This window comes from Paracoccus yeei ATCC BAA-599, assembly GCF_000622145.1.
GTDB classification, from domain to species: domain Bacteria; phylum Pseudomonadota; class Alphaproteobacteria; order Rhodobacterales; family Rhodobacteraceae; genus Paracoccus; species Paracoccus yeei.
Genome location: NZ_JHWH01000002.1, coordinates 49,638 through 68,382, shown reverse-complemented (window position 1 = coordinate 68,382; position 18,745 = coordinate 49,638). Strand labels below are relative to the sequence as shown.

Annotated in this window: 20 protein-coding genes and 1 tRNA gene; 19 read left to right on the top strand and 2 right to left on the bottom strand. The window is 69.1% G+C overall.

Features of this window, described 5'->3' with window-relative positions; all coding sequences use genetic code 11:
* Positions 1–51 precede the first annotated feature (51 nt).
* The 5 genes from BU28_RS0102570 to BU28_RS0102550 all read left to right on the top strand — a co-directional run bounded on the left by BU28_RS0102570 (position 52) and on the right by BU28_RS0102550 (position 4,991).
* Positions 52–1,743 (top strand): FAD-dependent oxidoreductase, encoded by a 1,692-nt coding sequence (locus BU28_RS0102570; RefSeq protein WP_028718053.1) that lies wholly within the window; start codon positions 52–54, stop codon positions 1,741–1,743.
* Complete coding sequence (locus BU28_RS0102565) at positions 1,740–2,564, top strand: sugar phosphate isomerase/epimerase family protein (protein WP_028718052.1); 825 nt, start codon at positions 1,740–1,742, stop codon at positions 2,562–2,564. The genes BU28_RS0102570 and BU28_RS0102565 overlap by 4 nt, the downstream gene beginning before the upstream one ends.
* 395 nt (positions 2,565–2,959) lie before the next feature.
* The gene (locus BU28_RS24090; RefSeq protein ID WP_051577687.1) at positions 2,960–3,361 is read left to right on the top strand and encodes a DUF2946 family protein; all 402 of its coding nucleotides are present in this window, start codon (positions 2,960–2,962) and stop codon (positions 3,359–3,361) included.
* 60 nt (positions 3,362–3,421) lie between these two features.
* Positions 3,422–4,387, top strand: coding sequence for a DUF1775 domain-containing protein (locus tag BU28_RS0102555; protein WP_051577686.1), 966 nt, complete (start codon positions 3,422–3,424; stop codon positions 4,385–4,387).
* Positions 4,374–4,991 (top strand): SCO family protein, encoded by a 618-nt coding sequence (locus tag BU28_RS0102550; RefSeq protein ID WP_028718050.1) that lies wholly within the window; start codon positions 4,374–4,376, stop codon positions 4,989–4,991. Before BU28_RS0102555 ends, BU28_RS0102550 begins: the two co-directional genes overlap by 14 nt.
* Positions 4,992–5,073: 82 nt before the next feature.
* Here the strand turns inward: BU28_RS0102550 and BU28_RS0102545 are convergent.
* Together BU28_RS0102545 and BU28_RS0102540 are read right to left on the bottom strand one after the other, a co-directional pair.
* Positions 5,074–5,150: transfer RNA gene (locus BU28_RS0102545), tRNA-Arg, on the bottom strand.
* A 95-nt stretch (positions 5,151–5,245) separates the two neighbouring features.
* Complete coding sequence (locus BU28_RS0102540; RefSeq protein ID WP_028718049.1) at positions 5,246–6,682, bottom strand: sensor histidine kinase; 1,437 nt, start codon at positions 6,680–6,682, stop codon at positions 5,246–5,248.
* Between the two features lie 298 nt (positions 6,683–6,980).
* Between BU28_RS0102540 and rpmH the strand changes: the two genes are divergently transcribed.
* The 14 genes from rpmH to BU28_RS24460 all read left to right on the top strand — a co-directional run bounded on the left by rpmH (position 6,981) and on the right by BU28_RS24460 (position 18,640).
* On the top strand, positions 6,981–7,118 hold the full coding sequence (rpmH, locus tag BU28_RS0102535) for a 50S ribosomal protein L34 (RefSeq protein ID WP_028718048.1): 138 nt from the start codon (positions 6,981–6,983) through the stop codon (positions 7,116–7,118).
* 32 nt (positions 7,119–7,150) lie between these two features.
* The gene (gene rnpA, locus BU28_RS21840; RefSeq protein WP_051577685.1) at positions 7,151–7,618 is read left to right on the top strand and encodes a ribonuclease P protein component; all 468 of its coding nucleotides are present in this window, start codon (positions 7,151–7,153) and stop codon (positions 7,616–7,618) included.
* Positions 7,615–7,857, top strand: a complete 243-nt coding sequence (gene yidD / locus BU28_RS0102525) for a membrane protein insertion efficiency factor YidD (RefSeq protein WP_028718047.1) — start codon at positions 7,615–7,617, stop codon at positions 7,855–7,857. Before rnpA ends, yidD begins: the two co-directional genes overlap by 4 nt.
* A 42-nt stretch (positions 7,858–7,899) precedes the next feature.
* Complete coding sequence (gene ttcA / locus BU28_RS0102520; protein WP_028718046.1) at positions 7,900–8,799, top strand: tRNA 2-thiocytidine(32) synthetase TtcA; 900 nt, start codon at positions 7,900–7,902, stop codon at positions 8,797–8,799.
* 59 nt (positions 8,800–8,858) lie between these two features.
* Complete coding sequence (locus BU28_RS0102515) at positions 8,859–10,151, top strand: EAL domain-containing protein (protein ID WP_028718045.1); 1,293 nt, start codon at positions 8,859–8,861, stop codon at positions 10,149–10,151.
* Positions 10,152–10,323: 172 nt separating this feature from the next.
* Positions 10,324–12,240, top strand: a complete 1,917-nt coding sequence (gene yidC / locus BU28_RS0102510) for a membrane protein insertase YidC (protein ID WP_028718044.1) — start codon at positions 10,324–10,326, stop codon at positions 12,238–12,240.
* Positions 12,237–12,995 (top strand): MOSC domain-containing protein, encoded by a 759-nt coding sequence (locus BU28_RS0102505; protein WP_028718043.1) that lies wholly within the window; start codon positions 12,237–12,239, stop codon positions 12,993–12,995. Before yidC ends, BU28_RS0102505 begins: the two co-directional genes overlap by 4 nt.
* Positions 12,992–13,642: a ribosome biogenesis GTP-binding protein YihA/YsxC gene (gene yihA, locus BU28_RS0102500; RefSeq protein ID WP_028718042.1), complete on the top strand. Its 651-nt coding sequence runs from the start codon at positions 12,992–12,994 to the stop codon at positions 13,640–13,642. The genes BU28_RS0102505 and yihA overlap by 4 nt, the downstream gene beginning before the upstream one ends.
* A gap of 190 nt (positions 13,643–13,832) precedes the next feature.
* Entirely contained in the window at positions 13,833–14,732 is a 900-nt protein-coding gene (gene argB, locus BU28_RS0102495; RefSeq protein ID WP_028718041.1) for an acetylglutamate kinase, read from the top strand.
* Positions 14,733–14,820: 88 nt separating this feature from the next.
* Positions 14,821–15,339: a SixA phosphatase family protein gene (locus tag BU28_RS0102490; RefSeq protein ID WP_028718040.1), complete on the top strand. Its 519-nt coding sequence runs from the start codon at positions 14,821–14,823 to the stop codon at positions 15,337–15,339.
* Position 15,340: 1 nt separating this feature from the next.
* Entirely contained in the window at positions 15,341–16,171 is an 831-nt protein-coding gene (locus BU28_RS0102485; protein ID WP_028718039.1) for a shikimate 5-dehydrogenase, read from the top strand.
* A 198-nt stretch (positions 16,172–16,369) separates the two neighbouring features.
* Entirely contained in the window at positions 16,370–17,707 is a 1,338-nt protein-coding gene (locus tag BU28_RS21835) for a tyrosine-type recombinase/integrase (RefSeq protein ID WP_036761860.1), read from the top strand.
* Positions 17,700–18,311, top strand: a complete 612-nt coding sequence (locus tag BU28_RS0102475; RefSeq protein WP_028718038.1) for a hypothetical protein — start codon at positions 17,700–17,702, stop codon at positions 18,309–18,311. Before BU28_RS21835 ends, BU28_RS0102475 begins: the two co-directional genes overlap by 8 nt.
* Before the next feature lie 149 nt (positions 18,312–18,460).
* Positions 18,461–18,640 carry a helix-turn-helix transcriptional regulator gene (locus BU28_RS24460; protein ID WP_081791255.1) on the top strand — a complete coding sequence of 60 codons (180 nt, stop codon included), beginning with the start codon at positions 18,461–18,463 and terminating at the stop codon, positions 18,638–18,640.
* The last annotated feature ends 105 nt before the right edge of the window (positions 18,641–18,745 follow it).

The following is an 18,745-nucleotide window of genomic DNA, read 5'->3' as shown; positions in this document are numbered from 1 at the left end:
TTGTTGCCTTTCTTTCAATAATGGAACATCATTCCATTAAATGGAGGCGCAATGCGGCGCGACTGCGATCTTCTGGTGCTGGGCTCGGGCGCGGCGGGGCTGTCGGCGGCGCTGACCGCCGCGCGGCTCGGGCTGCGCGTGGTCTTGGCCGAAAAGGCCGCGGTACTGGGCGGAACCAGCGCCTGGTCGGGCGGCTGGATCTGGTGCCCGGGCAACGCGCTGGCGGCCGAGGCCGGGATCGCCGATCCGCCGGGCGCGGCGCGGCGGTATCTGGCCGCCGCGCTGGGGCCGGATTTCGACGCCGCGCGGGTCGATGCGTTCCTGGAAAACGCGCCGCGCATGGTGGATTTCCTGCGCGATGCGGGGCTGGATTTCGAAAGCGGCAGCCGGATTCCCGACACCTATGGCCATCTGCCGGGGGCGGGGACGGGCGGACGTTCCGTCATCGCGGCGGCCTACGACGGGCGGCGGATGGGGGTGCTGATCGACCTGCTGCGCCCGCCGCTGCGCGAGACGAGCTTCTGGGGCATGACGATCCAGGCGGGGGCGGACCTGCGGGCCTTCCTGACGATGCGCCGCTCGGCCCGGTCGCTGGCGCATGTGACGATGCGCGTGGGGCGGCATCTGTGGGACCTGGCGCGGCATGGGCGGGCGATGCAGCTGCGCAACGGCCAGGCGCTGGTCGCGCGGCTGATGGTGGCGGCGCAGGACGCCGGCGTGGTGTTCCTGACGCAGGCCCCGGGGCAACAGCTTCTGGCCGACGCGGGCCGCGTCGCCGGGGCGGTGCTGGACACGCCCGACGGGCCGGTGCGGGTCCGCGCCGCGCGCGGGGTCGTGCTGGCGACCGGCGGTTGGCCGCATGACGGCGCGCGCCGCGCCGCGCAGTTCCCGCGCAACGACTGCCACGCCACCCTGGCCGTGCCGACCGCGCAGGGCGACGGCGTGCGCCTGGCCGAAGCGCTGGGCGCCGTGCAGGCCCCCGACCTGGCAAGCCCCGCCGCGCTGTGCCCGGTGTCCGAGGTGCCCTGGCCCGACGGCCGGCGCGGCGTCTTTCCCCATATCATCGAACGCGGCAAGCCGGGCCTGATCGCCGTGCTGCAGGACGGCCGGCGCTTTTGCAACGAACGGCTGGGCTATCACGACTATGTCACCGCGCTGCTGCCCGCGGTGCCCAAGGGGGCTGTGCCGCAATCCTGGCTGATCTGCACGCGCGCCTTTCAGCGCCGCTATGGGCTGGGCATCAGCCGGCCCGCGCCGGTCCCGGCCGGGCCCTGGATCCGGCGCGGCTATATCAAGACCGGCGACACGCCCGAGGCGCTGGCGCGGGCCTGCGGCATCGACCCCGCAGGGCTGGCTGCGACGCTTGCGGACTGGAACCGCCATGCGGCGCGGGGCGAGGATCCGGCGTTCGGGCGGGGCAGCACCCCTTACATGCGCCTGCAGGGCGACCCGGACGTGAAGCCCAATCCCTGCGTCGCGCCGATCGACCGCGGGCCCTATTATGCGGTGCGGGTGATCCCCGGCAGCTTCGGCACCTTTGCCGGGCTGCGAACGGATGCGCGCGCCCGGGTGCTGGACGGGCAGGGCGCGCCGATCCCCGGTCTTTATGCCGCAGGCTGCGACATGGCCAGCGTCATGGGCGGGCATTATCCGGCGGGGGGCATCAACCTGGGCCCCGCGCTGACCTTTGGCCATGTCGCCGCAAGGGACGCGGCGGGCCGGCCCGATTCGGAGGACGCATGACACGACCGATCTCGCTTGCCCATCTGACCGCCATCGAACTGTCGCCGCCCGAGCTGATCCACATGGCCGCGCGGCTGGGCTATGATGCCGTGGGGCTGCGGCTGATCCGGGTCACGCCCGATACGCCCGGCTATCCGCTGATGGCGGACCCCGCGCTGATGGCCGCGACGCGCGCGGCGCTGGACCGGACCGGGCTGCGCGTGCAGGACATCGAATTCGTCCGCATCACCCCCGGGCTCGATGTGGCCGCGCTGGGTCCCTTCCTTGAGGCCGGGGCGACCCTGGGGGCGCGGCAGGTGATCTGCGCGCCCTATGATCCCGACCTTGCCCGGCTGGCCGATACGCTCGGCACCCTTTCGGGCGCCTGCCGCGCGCGGGGCTTGCAGGCGGTTCTGGAGTTCTTTCCCTGGACCGCCGTGCCCGACCTCGCGACCGCGCTGCGCGTCGTCGAGGCGGCGGGACCCGAGGCCGGGCTGCTGGTCGATACGCTGCATTTCGACCGCTCGGCCAGCAGCATCGCCGATCTGGGCCGCGCGCTGCCCCGAATGCCCTTCCTGCACCTGTGCGACGCGCCCGTGGCGCCGCCCTACACGACCGAGGCGCTGTTCCACGCCGGCCGGGTCGAGCGCCTGCCCGCCGGCGAGGGCCAGATTCCCCTGTGCCCGATCCTGGACGCGCTGCCCCCGGATCTGCCCGTCGCGCTGGAGGTGCCGATGACCGCCCGCACCCGGGCCGAGGGCATCGAATCGGTCGCCCGCCATGTGCTGGAGCGCACCCGCGCCTTTCTGGCCGGGCTCAAGGAAGCCGCAACTCCCGGCTGAACAGGGCCTCGGGGACTGACGTCACGAAATCGCGTCAAAAAGCTTGCAACCTGCCGGGACTATTGGCTAAACCTGCGACACGTTGCGCATGGCCTTGCATCTATGCGCGGGTTTTGCATCAGGGCTCTGCTGTTCCTGAACCGGTGGCGTGCCTCGGGCATGGCGACGGGTCAGGTCGTGTCGATGCATCACCCTTGCGCAGGGCAGCGCGCTGCTGGCGACGGTTGCAGTGCCCCCGTCGCCAGCCATCCCCTTTTCTTGCCTTGGTCCTGTCCCGCGCCGCCGGATGCTGCATCGTGTCGCGGGCCTTGGGGGTTCCCCCGGACGGGGTTTTCTGGCAGCAGGGACGGGGAAGGGTCGGAGGCCGGGGCGCAGGCATGGCATCGCAGGGCAGAATGAAAATCGGATGCCGGGCGGGGCCGCAGCGTTGGCTGGCCCTGGTGCTGGTGCTGCCCTTTCTGCTGCTTGCCGCCTTCAAGCCGGGGACCATGCTGGCCGCCGATGCGCAGGGCCGGATCATGGTCCTGCTGTGCGGCGGCCACGGCCCGGTCGAGATGGCGGTGGGTCTGGACGGCACGCTGACGCCGGTTTCGGACCTGGGCCACGATCCCACCCCCGCCAAGGCGCCCTGCGGCTGGGCGCTGCACGGCCAGCCCGCGCTGACGGCGTCGGGCCCGGTGCTGCCTGTGCCCGTCCGTCTGTCGATCCGTTTGGCCGAGGCCGCGCCGGTCCTGTCGCCCGCGCTTGTGCACCCGCCCGGCCCCGCCTGGCCCCGGGGTCCGCCGCGCACCGCGTGACGGTTGCGTTCGCGCGCCCTTCGGGCGTGTGCCCCTTGTCCTTGCATGCGGAACGGATTCATGCGGAAACACATGTTCGGCGCCCTGGTGGGTGCCTCGATTGCGGCGATGGCGGGCCCGGCGCTGGCCCATGTCACGCTGGAGCGGGCCGAGGCGCCCGCCGGCTCGACCTACAAGGCGGTGCTGCGCATCGGCCACGGCTGCGACGGCAAGGCCACCCGGACCTTGCGCGTCCAGATCCCGGACGGCTTTTACAACGCCAAGCCGATGCCCAAGCCGGGCTGGCAGCTGGCGACCACGACGGGGCCTTATGCCCGGCCCTACGACAACCACGGCACCGCGATGACCGAGGGGGTGCGCGAGATCACCTGGTCGGGGGGCGAACTGCCCGACGACTGGTATGACGAATTCGTGCTGCGCGGCACCATCGGCCCCGAGGTCGCGCCGGGTGCCACGCTGTATTTCCCGACCGTGCAGGAATGCGACGGCGCCGCGGCGGAATGGACCGATGCCTCGGGCAACGCGGCGGCAGAGAACCCCGCGCCGGCCCTGCAGGTGACCGAGGCGGCGGACCACGGCGACGGGCACGCCCATGGCCATGGCCATGACGCGGCCGGTGCGGCCGTGCTGGGCGATCTGTCCATCGCCGGCGCCTCGGCCCGCGCCACGCCGCCCGGCGCCCCGGTCGGCGGCGTCGTGCTGGACGTGACCAACAAGGGCGCCGCGGACGACCGGCTGGTTTCGGCCAGCACCCCCGTGGCGGGGCGGGTCGAGATCCACGAGATGGCGATGGAGGGTGACATCATGCGGATGCGTCCCTTGCCGGACGGCTGGCCGGTGCCGGCGGGGCAGACAGCCTCGATGCAGGCGGGTGGCCAGCACCTGATGCTGATGGAACTGAAGGGACCGCTCGTCGAGGGCCAGGCGCTGCCCCTGACCCTGCGCTTTGAACACGCGGGCGAGGTTGCGCTGACCGTGCCGGTCGGGCCCGCCGGAGGAAAGGGGGCAAGCCATGCCGGGCACTGAGAACAGGGGCGGGCTGCGCCGCATCCGCTGGGCGCTTTGGGGGCTGGTGGTGCTGGCCGTGCTGGTCGTGGCCTGGATCCAGGTGATCGGCCCCCGGCTGTCGGCACTGCCCGACGCCGGCACGGCAAACCTGGGCCGGGGCGATTACCGGCTGGCCGCGACCGACGGCTCGGCCTTCACGCAGGACAGCCTCAAGGGGGCGCCCTCGGCGGTGTTCTTCGGCTTCACCAATTGCCCCGACGTCTGCCCGACCACCCTGGGCGACATCGCTGGCTGGCAGGAGGAGTTCGCCGCCAAGGGCAAGCCGCTGCGCGCCTATCTGGTGACGGTCGACCCCGAGCGCGACACGCCCGAGCGTCTGCGCGACTATGTCTCCTGGGTGCCCGGGGTGGTGGGCGTGACCGGCGCGCCTGACGAGGTCGCCAAGGCCGTCAAGGCGTTCCGCGTCTATGCCCGCAAGGTCCAGACCGAGGATGGCTACACGATGGACCATTCCGCCATGGTCCTGCTGTTCGACGCCGAGGGGCGCTATGCCGGCCTGGTCGGCTATCAGGAGGACCCCGCCCGCACCCGCGCCACGCTCGAGGCGCTGCTGGGGGCGTGATCCCAGGTGCCCGGGCCAGCCCCGGGCGCCTTCCCATGGGCCAGACATGAAAAAAACCGCCCCGAGGGGCGGTTCTTTTCAATGGCGGACCCGGAGCGATTCGAACGCCCGACCCCCAGATTCGTAGTCTGGTGCTCTATCCAGCTGAGCTACGGGTCCGCTGTGAGGCGGTTATCTAGAGACAGGCGCCGGGGGGTGCAAGGCCAAAAATGAGCCCGCGCGAAGAAAACTGCGCGGGGTCGAATTCCCGGCGGTCAGGCGGCGGGCGCCTCGGCGGGCAGGGGGATGCCGGCCAGTTCGCGCGGCAGGCGCAGGCAGAACTGGGTGCCCTCCTCGTCGCTGCGCAGCAGGTCGAGGCGGCCGCCATGGTTGCGCACCAGGTCCGCCGCGATGGCAAGGCCCAGGCCCGTGCCGCCCTTGCGCGAACCGCCCGAAAAGGGCTGGAACAGATAGTCGCGCGCCTTCTTCGGCAGGCCGGGGCCCGTGTCGCCGACCCGGATGAACCATTCGGCTTCGTCCTCGCCGGCGCCGATCTCGATGGTGCCCGGGCGGCGGGTTGCCTCGATCGCCTGGCGGGCGTTGCGCACCAGGTTCGACAGCACGCGGAACATCTGGTCGCGGTCGGCCCGCACCATCAGGCCGGGCGGCACGTCGGTCAGGAACTCGATCGGGGCGGCGCCGTCCTGGGCGGCGCCCTCGGCGGCCAGGGCCTCGGCCTCGGCCACCTCGGCGACCAGCGCCGCCAGGTTGAAGCGCGACAGCGACGGCGCGGGCTCCTCGGCCTTGCCGAAGGCCAGGGTGGTCTCGCACAGGTTCACCGCGCGGCTGATCGAATTGACCAGCTTGGGCGCGGCGCGGCGCACGGCGGGGTCGGCGCTGGTTTCCAGCCGGTCGGCGAAGATCTGCGCCGTGGTCAGGATGTTGCGCAGGTCGTGGCTGATGCGCGCCACGGCCTGACCAAGCTGGGCCAGCCGTTCCTTTTGCTTCAGCGACGACGTGACGGTGCGCTGCATGGCGGCCAGCGCCGTCTCGGCCTCGTTCAGTTCGCTCAGGCGCGCGGTGGGGGTGATGATCAGCCGCGCGTCCTCGGGCGCGCTGGCATAGGCGGTCATGTGGTTGATGACGCGCCGGATCGGCACCAGCAGCAGCCGCTGCGCCGCCACGTTCAGCAAAAACGCCGTCAGGATCGAGAAGGCGGCCGAAATCAACAGCAGGCGCAGGCCATAGTCGATCATCTCGGTGCGCAGCCGGGCGGTGTCCATGGTGATCTCGATCAGCTGGCCGGCCTGGTTGACCGGCGCGCCGATCACGCGGATCACGCGGTTCTGCGGGTCCATCAGCTGCGCCAGGGCATCGCGCGCCGAGGTCAGGAAGGGCTGGTCGCGCAGGTCGTAGGTGGCCGCGATGGGCCCGGGAATGGGCGAGGACAGCACCAGCTGGCGCACGTCGTTGCGCCGCAGCACCACGTTGAACACGCCCGCGTTCTCCAGCAGCTCCGATTCCAGGTCCGAGGCCAGCGATTCATCGGTCGCCAGCAGCGCGAGACTGGCGATCTGCGCGCGTTCCAGGCGCGATTCCAGGTAGTCCTGGCGATAATTCGCAAGCGAGGGCAGCAGAATCAGCAGTTCGGCCAGAATCACGAAGATCCCGGTCAGGACCGCAAAGCGCCCGGAGAGGGTATTCAGGGACATGGTGACCTTATGCAGTTCTTCTCCAGGGCCGTGCCTTTGCCAGACACATAAGGCGTTGCAGGCCGCAGTTCAAACATTCGTGACCGGCCCAGGGTTCCGTGCCGGGCCGCCGCGCCGGCTCGCGGCCGGTCCGGCGCCGGCATTTCCTTCACGGTCATGAACACGCGCAGCCCGGCGTGGTCAATGTGGTTGACTTGCGGGCGGGGCGGGACTATGCAGCGGGCCTCGAATAGACCGGCGCGTCTTGCGTGGGCCGATGGCCCATACCCCGTACGCGCCTTGACCCCGGAGTTTGAAGATGTCGAAACGCACTTTCCAGCCGTCGAACCTGGTTCGCGCCCGCCGTCACGGTTTCCGCGCGCGCATGGCGACCAAGGGCGGCCGCCGCGTTCTGAACGCCCGCCGCGCCAAGGGCCGCAAGGTTCTCAGCGCATAAGCGCCGACGCGCCACGGCGCGGGCCGACGCTGATGCCAGAGGCAGCCGAAAACGCCGCCGCTGACCGGAATGCTCAAGAGGGCGTGCCGGGCAGGGCGGCTTCCGGCATTTCCGGGGACGCCGGCCGGCCGAAGCTTGTCACCCTGCGTCAGCGGGCGGATTTCCTGCGCGCGGCCTCGGCCCGGCGGCAGGGAACGGCGGGCTTCCTGCTGCAGGCGCGCTATCGCGACGACGGGTCGGACGCGGTGCGGGTGGGCTTTACCTGCTCGAAGAAGATCGGCAATGCGGTGGCCCGCAACCGCGCCAAGCGCCGGCTGCGGGCCTTGGCGCGCGAGATCCTGCCCGCGCGGTCCCGACCCGGCTGGGACTATGTACTGGTCGGACGGCCCGAGGCCACCATCGCCCGCGACTTCGCCGAGCTGCGGGGCGATCTGGAACAGGCGCTGGCCCGGGTGCACGAGGCGCGTGCCGCCGCGTCGCGCAAGGGATCGCGGTCGTGACGCCGCTGGCCCATCTGCTGGCGCTGCCGGTCCGGGCCTATCGGCTGGCCGCAAGCCCTTGGGTTGGCCACGCCTGTCGGTTCCAGCCGACCTGCTCGGCCTATGCGCTCGAGGCGCTGGAGCGGCACGGCGGGTTGCGCGGCGCCTGGCTGACAACGCGCCGCCTGTGCCGCTGCCACCCCTGGGGCGGGCAGGGCTTCGACCCGGTGCCGGAACCCCGGGGCTGCGGGCGGGACTGACGCCCCGGCCATCCACGCCATCAGACCCCAAAGGATGCACCGATGCGGGACGACACCCACGACCAAGACGAGCCGGCCGAGGACATCCACCCGCTGTTTCGCGGCGCCCCGTCCTCGACCGAGTTCCGCAAGCTGAGAAAGCGCCTGGTGCGCGAGACCCGCGCCGCCATCGAGACCTATGCCATGGTGCGCCCTGGCGAGCGCTGGCTGGTCTGCCTGTCGGGCGGCAAGGACAGCTACACGCTGCTGGCCGTGCTGCACGAGTTGAAGTGGCGCGGCCTGTTGCCGGTCGATCTGCTGGCCTGCAACCTCGACCAGGGCCAGCCCGGCTTTCCCGCGACGGTCCTGCCCGAATTCCTGACCGAGCGCGGCGTGCCCCATCGCATCGAATACCAGGACACCTATTCCATCGTGAAGGAAAAGGTCCCCGAGGGGCGAACCTATTGCGCGCTGTGTTCGCGGCTGCGGCGCGGCAACCTGTACCGCATCGCGCGCGAGGAGGGGTGCCAGGCCGTCGTCCTCGGCCATCACCGTGACGACATCCTGGAAACCTTCTTCATGAACCTGTTCCACGGCGGCAGGCTGGCCTCGATGCCGCCCAAGCTGCTGAACGAGGACGGCGACCTGAACGTGCTGCGCCCGCTGGCCTTCGTGGCCGAGGCCGATTGCGACCGCTTTGCCCGCGCGATGAACTATCCGGTGATTCCCTGCGATCTGTGCGGCAGCCAGGAGGGGTTGCAGCGCATGCAGGTCAAGCGGCTGCTGGACGAATGGGAAAGCCGCAGCCCCGGCCGGCGCCAGGTGATGTTCCGGGCGCTGACCAATGTGCGCCCGTCGCATCTGCCGGACCCGGCACTGTTCGATTTCGCCGCCCTGACGCCCGATCGGTCGGATTTTAATGAAAAACTGGGCCGTGAAGTGCCGGTGCTGCGCGAACTTTAACGGAACGAAAAGCACCCCGCCGCTAGTCTCGGGTCAGGCAACATGATTCGGATCGGACTATGGCATACGGAATCAATGCGGCGGCCGCGCGCCTTCGGCGGCTGGTCGGCAAGGCGGGCGGAGTGGTGCCGCCGCCGGCGAAAACCCGGGCCGCCCTGGTCCTGCGCATCGAGAATGCCGAGATGCTGCGCGCCAGCCTGGGCCCCCGGGCGCTGGACCGGCTGGTCGAGGCGCTGGCCCTGCGCCTGACGGCCGAACTGCGCTTTGTGCCGCAGGCCCGCTTTCCGGGACAGACCGAACTTTACGGCTTGCTGGCGGTGCGGCGCAGTTCCGCCCTACCGGGCCATCTCGCGCAACTGGGCGCGATCTGCCGCAGCCCCGTGGACCTGGGCGAAATCCGGGTGACGCCGGTCGTCAACGCGGTCATCGTCAGCGATGACGGCGGGCGGGCCGGCCAGGCGGCGCTTTACGCCTTTGGCCGCGACGCGCTGGACGCCTGCAGCCCGCTGACGCAGGGCGGGCAGTTGCGCTTTGTCGAATATAGCCGAGAGGAACCGCCGCTTCGGGCCGAGCCGCTGTTTTCGCCCGACCAGGTACAGTGCCGCTTTCAGCCGCAGATATGCTGCGACACCGGGCGGGTGGTGGGGCTGTCGGTGCTGGCCGGGGTCGAGCATCCCGAACTGGGCCCGCTGGACCTGGCCGATTTCCAGACCCGCCTGTCCGACGAAGTGCTGGGTGCGGCGCAGCGCGCGGTGCTGCGCCAGGCGCTGAGCGCGCTGCGGGGCTGGGACCGGATGGGGCTGCAGGTGCCGGTGGTCACGCTGCCCCTGGGCGACCGCGTGCTGGCCGACCCCGCCTTCACCGAGGCGGTGCTGTGGGAACTCGACCGGCTGGAGCTGGAGCCCGCGCGGCTTGAGATCGAGGTGACCGAGCCCATCGGCCGCAGCGGCGGCCGGGCGCCGGTGGTCGAGAACCTGCAGCGGCTCTGCTCGAACGGGTGCCGGATCGCGATCGGCGATTTCGGCAGCGGCCAGGCGGGGCTGGACGACATCCGGCTGCTGGGCGTCTCGCGCGTGCGGGTCGGGCACGGCTTCACCGCGGGCTGCGACCGCCGGGTGGACCAGCAAAGGATGATCCTGGCGATCCTGGCCCTGGCCGAGCATCTGCGTCTGGCGACCCTGGCGGACGGCGTCGCCACCATCGACGAGAAATCCTTCCTGTCCCAGATCGGCTTCGGCGCGATCCAGGGCCGTGCCGTGGTTCCGCCACAGACGGCGCGCGAGATGGACGAGGTCCTGACCGCGCTGGAGACGAGCCTGCCGCCCCGGTTCGGCCTGAGCCGCCGGGCCTGAGGCGCGCGCCGGCCGGCGCCCCCGGGGCGCGGACCCTCGCGGCCTCTGTCCAGGGTGGGGAAGGGCCCTGCGCCATGTCGGCCTGCGGCAAATTCCCTTGACCTTTGGCGGTCGCTTCTGTTGAAGCGGCCCGAACCCCACGGGGTCGCAGACGACGAAGGACAGGTCCGGCATGGAAGACAACAACCGCAACCTCATTCTGGCGATGGTGCTTTCGGCCCTCGTCATCCTGGTCTGGTCGATCTTCTTCGCGCCGGAACCCGCGCCGCCCGCGCAACAAACCGCGCAGACACAGACGGTTCCGGGCCAGGCCACGCCGGATGCGCCGCCTGCGGCGAACGCGCCGACGCTCGGCACGGCCAGCGCCGATCCTTCGGCCGGGGCGCAGCGGCTGCGGGTCGAATCGCCCTCGCTCCGGGGCAGCATCTCGCTCGCCGGGGGCCGGATCGACGATCTGGAACTGACCGGCTATCACGAGACGCTGGATCCGAACTCGCCCTATGTCCGCCTGCTGTCGCCGACCGCCCAGCCCGGGATCAAGGCCGACGGCTCGCCCGTGGCGCCCGGCGGCAACCTGTCGGTCACGCTGCAAAAGCCCTATTATGCGGTCTACGGATGGATGCCCGGCCCGGGCACGGACCCCGCGCTGGTGCCGGGGCCGGCGACGGTCTGGCGGGTCGAATCCGGTGACGTGCTGGCGCCCGGCAAGCCGGTGACGCTGGCCTGGGACAACGGCGCGGGCCAGATCTTCCGCCGCACCTATGAACTGGACGACAAGTTCCTGTTCACCATCAGCCAGTCGCTGGAAAACACCGCCGCCACGCCGTTCTCGGCCGCGCCCTACGGGATTCTCGCGCGCCACGGCAGGCCCGACACGCAGAACTTCTTCGTCCTGCACGAAGGCGTCGTCGGCATGACCGACGGCCAGCTTCTGGAAAAGAAATACAAGGCCATCACCGAGCTTGCCGCGACGGGCGCCGAGGGGCCGGCCCTGCTGACCGACGTGGCCGAGAACGGCTGGATCGGCTTTACCGACAAGTACTGGATGACGACGCTGGCCCCCGCGCCCGGCTCGGCCTTTACCGCCGTGGTGAAATACGCCCCCGGCGCCGACATCTTCCAGACCGAGGCGCGGATGCCGATGCAGACCGTCGCCCCCGGCGCCACCGCGAGCAGTTCCAGCTATCTGTTCGCCGGCGCCAAGGTCTGGGAAACCATCCGCGGCTATCAGGAAAACCCCGGCATCGACCGCTTCGTCGATTCGATCGACTGGGGCTGGTTCTATTTCCTGACCAAGCCGATCTTCCGCCTGCTGCACTGGCTGCACGGCTTCATCGGCAACATGGGCTGGTCGATCATCGGCCTGACCTTCATCCTGAAGCTGCTGGTCTTTCCGCTGGCGCGCAAGTCCTACATCTCGATGGCCAAGATGAAGGAACTGCAGCCCCAGATGGAGGCGATCAAGGAGCGTGTCGGCGACGACCGGATGAAGTACCAGAAAGAGGTGATGGAGCTTTACAAGCGCGAGAAGGTGAACCCCGCCGCGGGCTGCCTGCCGGTGCTGCTGCAGATCCCGATCTTCTTCTCGCTCTACAAGGTGATCTTCGTCACCATCGAACTGCGCCACGCGCCCTGGATCGGCTGGATCCGCGACCTGTCGGCGCCGGATCCGTCCAGCCTGTGGAACCTGTTCGGCCTGCTGCCCTGGGCGACGCCGGGGCAGGGCAGCTTCCTGCACAGCTTCACCCTGCCGGCGCTGGCGATCGTCCTGGGCATCAGCATGTGGATGCAGCAAAAGCTGAACCCGGCCCCCGCCGATCCGGCGCAGAAGATGATCTTTGCCTGGATGCCCTGGATCTTCATGTTCATGCTGGGCGGCTTTGCCTCGGGTCTGGTGCTTTACTGGATCACCAACAACCTGATCACGATTGCCCAGCAGTACACGATCATGTCGATGCACGGCCACCGGCCCGACCTGTTCGGCAACATCCGCTCCAGCCTGCCGGCGCGCGGCAAGGCCGAGGCCAAGCCCGCCGGAAAGCCTGCCGCCAAGGGCGGCGACAAGCCCGGCGGCAAGGCGGGCAAATGACCGGCCGCATCGCCCGGATCCGGCGCCACCCGATCAAGTCCGTCGGCGGCGAGGATCTGGGCCGGGCCACCCTGCGCGCCGCGCAGCGCCTGGCCGGCGACCGGCAATGGGCGCTGCTGACCGAGGCCGGCGAACGCCACGCCGGGGACGGTCCGCGCCCGGCGCGCTGGCTGCCGAAATCCTGCTTCGTGCGTGGCGTGGCCTCGGCACCCCTGCAGGCCGTCGCGGGCGGCTGGGACGAGGATGCGGGCCAGCTGTCCCTGACCCATCCCGACCGCCCCCCGCTGCGGTTCGACCCCGAGACCGAAGGATCGCGCTTGGTCGAATGGATCGCGCCGCTGTGGCCCGCCGACAAGCCCGCACCCACGCGGCTGGTCCAGGGCCCGACCGGCTGGACCGACGTCAGCCAGCCCTGGCTGTCGATCCTGTCGCTGGCAAGCCTTCGCGACCTTGAAACCCGGCTGGGCCTGCCCCTGGGCGTCGAACGCTGGCGCGCGAACCTGTGGATCGACGGCTGGCAGCCTTGGGCCGAGCGTGACCTGATCGGCCGCATCCTGACCGTGGGCGGGGTCGAACTGCGCGTGACCGAGACCATTGGCCGCTGCGCCGCCACCAGCGCCGATACCGCGTCCGGCTGCATCGACATCGACATGCCGCAGGCGCTGCAGGCGCAGTTCGGCCATTCCGACTTCGGCATCTACGCCGAGGTCGTCACCGGCGGCGAGATCGCCCTGAACGACGAGATTTGCGCATGAAGGTGGCCTTTCCCGTCGCCCCCGAGCCCGATCCCGACACCGCCGAGGCGGCGCGCAAGCTGTTCGCGGGCCCGGTCGATTTCCTGAAGGGCGTGGTCGGCATGGACGGCCTGCCCCCCGCCGACCGGCCCGAGGTCTGCTTCGCCGGCCGCTCGAACGTCGGCAAGTCCAGCCTGATCAACGCGCTGACGGGGCGGAACGGGCTTGCCCGCGCCTCGAACACGCCGGGCCGCACGCAAGAGGTGAACTATTTCACCCTGGGCGACCGCGCCTATCTGGTCGACCTGCCGGGCTACGGCTTTGCCAAGGCCCCCGTCGCGGTGGTGGCGAAATGGCAGGCGCTGCTGAAATCCTATCTGTCGGGCCGCCCGACGCTGCGCCGGGCCTTCGCGCTGATCGACGCCCGCCACGGCGTCAAGGATGTCGACCACGAGATCATGAAGCTGCTGGACCGCGCCGCCGTGCCCTTCCAGGTGGTTCTGACCAAGGCCGACAAGATCGGCACCCAGGCGATGGAGACGACCGTGGCCCAGGTCGCCGAGGCCTTGCAGAAGCATCCCGCCGCCTATCCCGAACTTGTGATCACAAGCTCGGACAAGGGGCAGGGCATCGCAACCCTGCGCGCCATCATCGCGGGCCTGGACTGACGGGGCGGGCCCCCGCAGCCAGATCCCTGCCGGGAATGGACCTGCGGGCGCCTGCCGGACCCATCGCGGTGCCGCGCTGCGGGCGCCCCTTGCCGCGCCGGGCAGCCCATCCCGGATGGTCTGGACCTTGGCGCCGGTGCGGCCTAGGCTCGGCCGCGACGAACAGGGGCTCTCGATGAGAAAGCAAGACATGAACCGTGACTGGACCGCCACTGCCCGCACCCTATCCGAGGCGCTGCCCTATATGCAGCGCTATTCGGGCGCGGTCGTCGTGGTGAAATTCGGCGGCAATGCCATGGGCGACGACGAGGCGATGGCCGAATTCGCCCGCGACATCGTGCTGATGAAGCAGGTCGGCATCCACCCGGTCGTCTGCCACGGCGGCGGCCCCATGATCAACGAATTGCTGGGCAAGCTGGGCATCGAAAGCCATTTCGTGCGCGGCAAGCGCGTCACCACCCGCGAGACGGTCGAGGTGGTCGAGATGGTCCTGTCGGGCCTTGTCAACAAGCGCATCGTCCAGGCGATCAACGACGCCGGCGGGCGTGCGGTCGGCATCTCGGGCAAGGACGACGACCTGATGGTGTGCGAGGCGGACGACCCCGAACTGGGCTTCGTCGGCCGCCCGGTGGAAATGAACGTCCAGATCATCCGCGACCTCTACAATGCCGGGCTGATCCCGGTGATCGCCCCCGTCGCCACGGGGATGGAGGACAACGAGACCTTCAACGTCAACGGCGACACCGCCGCGGGCGCCATCGCCGGCGCGCTCAAGGCCGACCGGCTGCTGCTGCTGACCGACGTGGCGGGCGTCAAGAACGCCGAGGGCGAGGTGGTGACCGCGATGACCCCGGCCCAGGTCCGCGCCATGATCGAGGACGGCACCATCGCCGGCGGCATGATCCCCAAGACCGAAACCGCCCTGCAGGCCATCGACGAGGGCGTGCGCGCCGTCGTCATCCTGGACGGCCGGGTGCCGAACGCCACGCTGCTGGAGCTGTTCACCGAACATGGCGCCGGGTCGCTGATCCGCTCGACCGAGCCCCGGGTCAAGCCGCGCGGCCTGCGCCAGGGCGGCAGCGAGCTTTGAGGGCGCCCCCCACGCAAAGGCTTGCCGGCCAAAGGAAAGCTGTGGCAGGCTGCCGATACACCAACCCAAAGGCCGCAAAGGCGCGCGCATGACCCCCTCTGGACATTGCAGACTGATCCTGACCCGCCATGCGAAATCGTCCTGGGACGACGCCGCGCAGCCCGATCACGAACGGCCGCTGAACGACCGCGGCCGGCGCTCGGCCCGGGCGCTCGGCGACTGGCTGGCCAGCCGCGGCTACGAGCCCGAGGAGGTGCTGTGTTCGACCGCGCAGCGCACCCGCGAGACCTGGGAGCGGGTGGCGCTTGCGCCCCTCGAGGTGCGGCCCGCCTTGCGGTTCGAGCCGGGCCTCTACCACGCCACCCCCGAACAGATGCTGGCCATCCTGCGCACGGCGACCGCGCCCACGGTGATGATGCTGGGCCACAACCCCGGCATCGCGGCCTTTGCCGCCGCGCTGCCGGCGCGCGCGCCGATGGACCCGGATTTCCGCCGCTTTCCGACCGCCGCCACGCTGGTCGTGGATTTCCAGGCCGAGAGCTGGGCCCAGATCCAGCCGGGCCAGGGCAGCGTGCTGGATTTCGTCCGCATCGACGGCCGGGGATAGCGTGGCGGCCCCCGAAAAGCCGCCCATCGGACCCGCGACGCAGCTTTGCATGTCGCTGGCCGCCCGGCCGGGGTCCTTCGGATCGCGCTTTCACAACCGGCTTTACGAACGGCTCGGGCTGGATTTCATCTACAAGGCCTTCACCACCCGCGACCTGCCGGCGGCGATCGGCGGCATCCGGGCGCTGGGGGTGCGCGGCTGCGCGATCTCGATGCCCTTCAAGGAGGCGGTCATTCCCCTGCTGGACGGGCTGGCGCCCTCGGCCGCGGCCATCGACAGCGTGAACACCATCGTCAACGATGCCGGCCTTCTGACCGGGCACAACACCGATTACAGCGCCGTGGCCCAGCTTCTGGACCGGGCGGAGATCGATCCCGGCGCGCGGTTCCTGTTGCGCGGGTCGGGCGGAATGGCCAAGGCGGTGGCGGCGGCGCTGCGCGACCGGGGCCACCGCTCTGGCGTGATCGTGGCGCGCAACGCGGCGTCGGGGCCTCGGCTGGCGCAGCTTTACGGGTTCGACTGGGCCGAAAGCGACCGGGGGCTGACGGCGCCGCTGATCGTGAACGTCACCCCACTGGGCATGCAAGGCCCCGATGCCGAGGCGCTGGCCTTTTCGCCCCAGGCCATCGACGCGGCCCTGACGGTCTTCGACGTGGTGGCCCTGCCCGAGGAAACCCCGCTGATGCGCGCGGCGCAGGCGGCGGGCAAGCGCCGCATCTCGGGCGCCGAGGTGGCGGTGCTGCAGGCGCTTGAACAGTTCGTGCTGTACACCGGCATCCGCCCCGATCCCGATCAGCTGCGCGACGCCGCAGCCTTCGCACGCGCCGCCTGAAGCGGAGGAATTGACAAAAGGGGAAGTTGGCGGAGAGGGTGGCCGCCATTATATCGTGGCGACGTGTGGCGAGCGATAAAAATTAACAAAGTGAATACAACGTTTTAAAGCGCCTTCCCTGTTGCGCCCTGTTGCTATCTGTCGCGGGCTGTTGCCATATTTTGGGCAGGCAGTTGGGTAGATAGAATCGGGGTGGTGATGCCTAAGATCGCAAAGGAACTGAAGCCCGCAGCGGTGCAGGCGTTGCGCCATGGTGGTGGGGCCGGTCATGCCTTTCATGCAGTCGGCGGGGTGCAGGGATTGCTGTTGCAGATCACCGCGACGGGCGGGCGGTCCTGGATCATGCGCGCCAGGATGGCCGGGGGCCGCAAGCATTTCGGGCTTGGCAGCTATCCCGAGATTTCGCTTGCCGAGGCGCGGCGGCGCGCTGCTGACGTTCGGGACGCGATCAAGGCCGGGGCGGACCCTGCCGAGGCGTGGCGGATCGGCGCGGCGGCGCGTGACATGATGGCGAAAGGCTTTGCGCAAGGCGAAGCATGGGCAACGGCCCGCGATCAGCGTCAAACCGTCAAGGATGGAGCGTCCGAAGCGCGCAAGATGACGTTCGCAAAGGCTATGGACGAATATCTGAAAACAAAACTTACCGAATTCAGGAATGAAAAGCACCAAAAGCAATGGCGCAGCACGTTGGATAGTTACGCGGTGCCCATTATCGGCAAGCTGAACGTGGACGCGATCACGGTTCACGACATTGAACGAACGTTGAAACCGATCTGGGAAACCAAGACTGAAACCGCGTCCAGATTGCGCGGGCGGATTGAGAACGTTCTTGCTTGGGCAACGGTCAAGAAGCATCGGGTAGGCGACAATCCGGCGCGGTGGAAAGGAAATCTTGATGCGATCATGCCCAAACCATCCAAGGTTGCCGACACGGGAAACCAACCCGCATTGCAACTGACCGATGCGCAAGCATGGTGGAAAGCATTGCAGAGGCGCGAAGGAATCGCCGCGCGCGCTTTGGAATTTCTCACGCTTTGCGCCAGCCGCTCGGGCGAAATACGCGGCGCGCAATGGGATGAATTCGAGGGGCTGGATGGTGACGCGCCCATGTGGACGATACCGGCCAACCGCATGAAGGCGGGAAAGGAACATCGTGTGCCGCTATCGCCTGCCGCCGTTGCGATCCTGAACGCCCTGCCGCGCACCCCTGAATCGCCCTATGTGTTCCCCGCGCCGCGCGGTGGGATGCTGTCGGACATGACGCTTTCTGCGGTCATGCGCAGGATGCAGGACGCAGCCGAGGCGAAGGGCGAAAAGGGCTGGTTGGACCGCGTGAGCAAGCGTCCCGCCGTGCCGCACGGGCTGCGCAGCACGTTCCGCGATTGGACGGCGGAAAACGGCGTGGACTGCGACCTTGCCGAAATCGCCCTGGCTCACACGGTTGGCAGCGAGGTTGAGCGGGCGTATCGGCGCAGCGACATGCTTGCGCGGCGGCGCGCGCTCATGGCCGATTGGGCGGCGTTCCTGAATGGCTGACGACGAACGGGCACAGGTGGACGCGGCGCGGGCGCGCACGGGCTATAAGGGGCCGATCCCCGGCGCGTCCGAGGCGCTGCGCATGGCCCAGCGACATGGGGATTTCTCGGGCGTCAGGCTGCGCTTGCAACTCGGCATTCCGCTATCGCCCGACGAACTGGACGCGCTGGAACTGCTGGACCGTGGCGCGCCCGCCAAGCGCGGCCCGAAAGACCCGTCCACAGCGGCGGCTGAAACAGTGGTGTGCTGGCGGTGGCTGGTTGAACGGGACGGCATGTCGGGACCGGACGCCCGCAAGCTGCTGGCCGCGATCATGGGAACGACCGAAACCACGATCAAGGCTAGGCTGGCGCGCGCCGATGGTCTGGCAGGGAACATCGCGGATCGTTGCTTTGACGTTCACGCGCAACGGGGCGTCGTACCTGCGCTGTTGCGCGATAGGGACGCCGAAGGGCATTGCCTGCATTGCGTGGACAGGATCGGGCGCGCCACGCATGTTGAATGCAAGTGCAATCCCCCGTCGCGCCCAGCGTTCGCTGACACGCCCGAGGGTGCCACGGTCGCGGTGCTGCTGTCGTTTTGGCAAGGCCGTTGGGCAGTCTGAAACGGCAAACCGAAAAATTTTCGTTCATTATCAATCGTGCATGGCGGACGCTATCACCGCCGTCGGAAATACCGTTCCCGCAATATTGTGGCGCGGTGTCCAAATCTGGTCATATTTGGGGGCATCACTTGATCCAGCGAGGATGCACCATGAAACGATTTGTCAGCGTAAAGTTTCTGCAAGAACGATATGAATGTTCGCGCGAAACTATCTACAAATACATGCGCGATTACAACTTTCCAAAACAAATCAAATTAACGCCCGGCGCGGCACGATGGGATTTGGCGGAGGTTGAAGCGTGGGAAGCGCAACGAATCGCAGCGGAGTAAGAAAAACGCCCCGGCTGATGAAACCGGGGCGTTCTATGCTAGATGAAACCAAGGACAGTTATGCGCGAATAATCCGGGGCGTCAAGCATTATCTGCCTTGACCGT

What these genes read in the sequence shown, in the direction of transcription:
- argB (WP_028718041.1), top strand. Translation starts at nt 13,833, where the DNA reads ATGAACCGTGACTGGACCGCCACTGCCCGCACCCTATCCGAGGCGCTG.
- BU28_RS0102555 (WP_051577686.1), top strand. Translation starts at nt 3,422, where the DNA reads ATGCGGAAACACATGTTCGGCGCCCTGGTGGGTGCCTCGATTGCGGCG.
- BU28_RS0102540 (WP_028718049.1), bottom strand. Translation starts at nt 6,682, where the DNA reads ATGTCCCTGAATACCCTCTCCGGGCGCTTTGCGGTCCTGACCGGGATC.
- BU28_RS0102570 (WP_028718053.1), top strand. Translation starts at nt 52, where the DNA reads ATGCGGCGCGACTGCGATCTTCTGGTGCTGGGCTCGGGCGCGGCGGGG.
- yidC (WP_028718044.1), top strand. Translation starts at nt 10,324, where the DNA reads ATGGAAGACAACAACCGCAACCTCATTCTGGCGATGGTGCTTTCGGCC.
- rpmH (WP_028718048.1), top strand. Translation starts at nt 6,981, where the DNA reads ATGTCGAAACGCACTTTCCAGCCGTCGAACCTGGTTCGCGCCCGCCGT.
- BU28_RS0102475 (WP_028718038.1), top strand. Translation starts at nt 17,700, where the DNA reads ATGGCTGACGACGAACGGGCACAGGTGGACGCGGCGCGGGCGCGCACG.
- BU28_RS24460 (WP_081791255.1), top strand. Translation starts at nt 18,461, where the DNA reads ATGAAACGATTTGTCAGCGTAAAGTTTCTGCAAGAACGATATGAATGT.
- ttcA (WP_028718046.1), top strand. Translation starts at nt 7,900, where the DNA reads ATGCGGGACGACACCCACGACCAAGACGAGCCGGCCGAGGACATCCAC.
- BU28_RS24090 (WP_051577687.1), top strand. Translation starts at nt 2,960, where the DNA reads ATGAAAATCGGATGCCGGGCGGGGCCGCAGCGTTGGCTGGCCCTGGTG.
- BU28_RS0102565 (WP_028718052.1), top strand. Translation starts at nt 1,740, where the DNA reads ATGACACGACCGATCTCGCTTGCCCATCTGACCGCCATCGAACTGTCG.
- BU28_RS0102515 (WP_028718045.1), top strand. Translation starts at nt 8,859, where the DNA reads ATGGCATACGGAATCAATGCGGCGGCCGCGCGCCTTCGGCGGCTGGTC.
- rnpA (WP_051577685.1), top strand. Translation starts at nt 7,151, where the DNA reads ATGCCAGAGGCAGCCGAAAACGCCGCCGCTGACCGGAATGCTCAAGAG.
- BU28_RS0102505 (WP_028718043.1), top strand. Translation starts at nt 12,237, where the DNA reads ATGACCGGCCGCATCGCCCGGATCCGGCGCCACCCGATCAAGTCCGTC.
- BU28_RS0102490 (WP_028718040.1), top strand. Translation starts at nt 14,821, where the DNA reads ATGACCCCCTCTGGACATTGCAGACTGATCCTGACCCGCCATGCGAAA.
- BU28_RS21835 (WP_036761860.1), top strand. Translation starts at nt 16,370, where the DNA reads ATGCCTAAGATCGCAAAGGAACTGAAGCCCGCAGCGGTGCAGGCGTTG.
- BU28_RS0102550 (WP_028718050.1), top strand. Translation starts at nt 4,374, where the DNA reads ATGCCGGGCACTGAGAACAGGGGCGGGCTGCGCCGCATCCGCTGGGCG.
- yihA (WP_028718042.1), top strand. Translation starts at nt 12,992, where the DNA reads ATGAAGGTGGCCTTTCCCGTCGCCCCCGAGCCCGATCCCGACACCGCC.